Here is a 2210-nt window from a genome sequence, read left to right on the forward strand (position 1 = left end):
CGAGCGGCCATCGCACGTCAGCGCCACCGCGTCCGGCGTCCGCGCCACCTGCGCAGCAAACAACTCCGGGATCGAGACCGGTACCGACATCGGACGGCTCAACGCGGCACGGTTGCCCCACTCGTCAAGCACGGCGTGCTCATCGTCATCAAGGAGATCGATCGACAACAACCGGCGGGTGGTGTCAGCGGCGGTCATGGTGGCCAGCACCTGTTGCAACCGCCCGAACAGTGACTCGATCCTGGGCGCGTCGAACACGTCGGTGTGGTATTCCACGCGAAGGCCCAACTCGTGACCCGGAATGGCGGCCACCGTCAGCGGGTAGTGCGTCGATTCGTAGATGGCGAAATTGCTGATGGCCAGCTCCTGATCGCCCACCAGCTCAGCGGTGTCGACCGGGTAGTTTTCGAAGACGAACAAGGTGTCGAACAACAGGTCGTGTCCGGTGACGCGGTGGATCTCGGCGAGCGCCAGATGCTGATGCTCCACCGTCTGGTTGTGGGCCTCTTGGAGCTGGTCCAGCAAATCGCCGATCGTGGTCGACGCAGTGATACGTGCCCGGACCGGCACCGTGTTGATCAACAGGCCCACCATCGAGTCCGCGCCGGCCAATTCGGCCGGCCGACCGGATACCGCGGTCCCGAAGGCGACGTCATGCTGGCCGGTCAGCCACGTCAGCACCTGCGCCCAGCCGGCCTGCAGCACGACGTTGACGGTGGTGTGCTGCGCGCGCGCCAACTCGCCGACGGCGCGGGTGATCTCCTTGGATACCCAGAACGAAGCGACCTCTCGCCGCCCCAACCCTGATCGTTGCGGCGGACTCACCAGAGCCGGGGCGTCGAAATCAGCCAGCACCTCACGCCAGGCCGCCTGTGCCGCAGCGCGATCCCGCTCGGCCAACCAGCTCACAAAGCGGTGATACGGCGCGGCCGCGGCCAGCCGCTTCCCCGAATACCCTGCAAAGATTTCCCGCATCAGGATCGGCAACGACCAGCCGTCGAGCACGATGTGATGGTTGGTCAGCACCAGCCGGTGCCGATCTTCTGCAGTGCGGATCAACACCGCCCGGAACGAAGGCGGCTCGGCCAGGTCGCAGACCACTACGCGTTCAGCAGCGCAAATCTCCTCGACCCATTCATCGACATCCAGGTCAGCGCCGTCCAAGTCGATATACCGCCAGGGCATTTCCGGGTCGGCCGGAATCACCTGGACCGGCTCGTCGAACTGGGTGCAGAAACGCGCCGCCAGGTTCGGATGCCGAACTACCACGCGGTGCAGGGCGTCACGCAGCCGCTGCTGATCGAGGGCGCCGCTCAACGTGATGTCGAGTTGCACCGCATACACATCGTCGCCGAGACCCTGTGCGGTGCTGGCGTGAAACAGCAGCCCCTGCTGCAAAGGGGTCAACGGCAAGACGCAGGCGACGCTCTCGTGCTGCTGAAGTTCGTCGAGTTGCTGCTGGGTCAACCGGGCCGGAGCGATATCCGACGGCGTCAACCCGCCGCCGCCGCGACGCACATGCGCGCAGATGCCCGACAAGGCCTCAAACCACAACCGGCCCAGCCGGCTGACCTGCTCGCCATCGATAGCCGACGGTGCCCACGACCAGTCGGCGTGCAGGTGTGGGCCGCTCTCGGCATCAACCGTGCCAGCGGTGAGCTCCACGGTGTGCGGCAGCGGTATCGCTGCGGCCACCCCACTCGCCAACAACCCGTCCTGACACAACTGCCACAAATCATCGGGTACGTCGGCGCCCGCGCCCAGCCGGCCCAGATAGTTGAACCCGATCACCGGCTCCGGGCCGTCCAGCTCGACATCGGCGTTCAGATACCGCAGCAGGCCATAACTCAGCGGATCCGGCAGGGCGCGCAACTGCTCCTTGGCATCCTTGACCAGCGCGCCGAGCGCCGCCTCGCCCGTCGCAACTTGCGCCCAGCTCATATCACCGACTGCCAGCGACACGGGGTATTTGGTGGTAAACCACCCCACGGTGTGGGACAAATCCAGGTCGGCTGCCAGCTCCTCGTGGCGGCCGTGGCCCTCCACGTCGATGCCGATCTGCGCACGCCCACTACCCACGAACTCCGCGACCGCCAACCCGAATGCGATCAACAACACCTCATGGACCCCGGCGTGAAACGCCGCAGGAACCTCCCCAAGCAACATCCGCGTCGTCTCGGCATCCAACGACACCGACAAATGCCCCGCCG

General features: G+C 65.7%; 1 protein-coding gene. It reads right to left on the reverse strand.

Annotated features, from left to right (window positions below; genetic code table 11):
- Positions 1-2210, reverse strand: a 2210-nt coding sequence (locus A5791_RS07585; RefSeq protein ID WP_231995826.1) for a condensation domain-containing protein, incomplete at both ends; no start/stop codon positions are given.

Origin of the sequence: Mycobacterium sp. 852002-51163_SCH5372311, assembly GCF_001667115.1 — a bacterium.
Lineage (GTDB): Bacteria > Actinomycetota > Actinomycetes > Mycobacteriales > Mycobacteriaceae > Mycobacterium.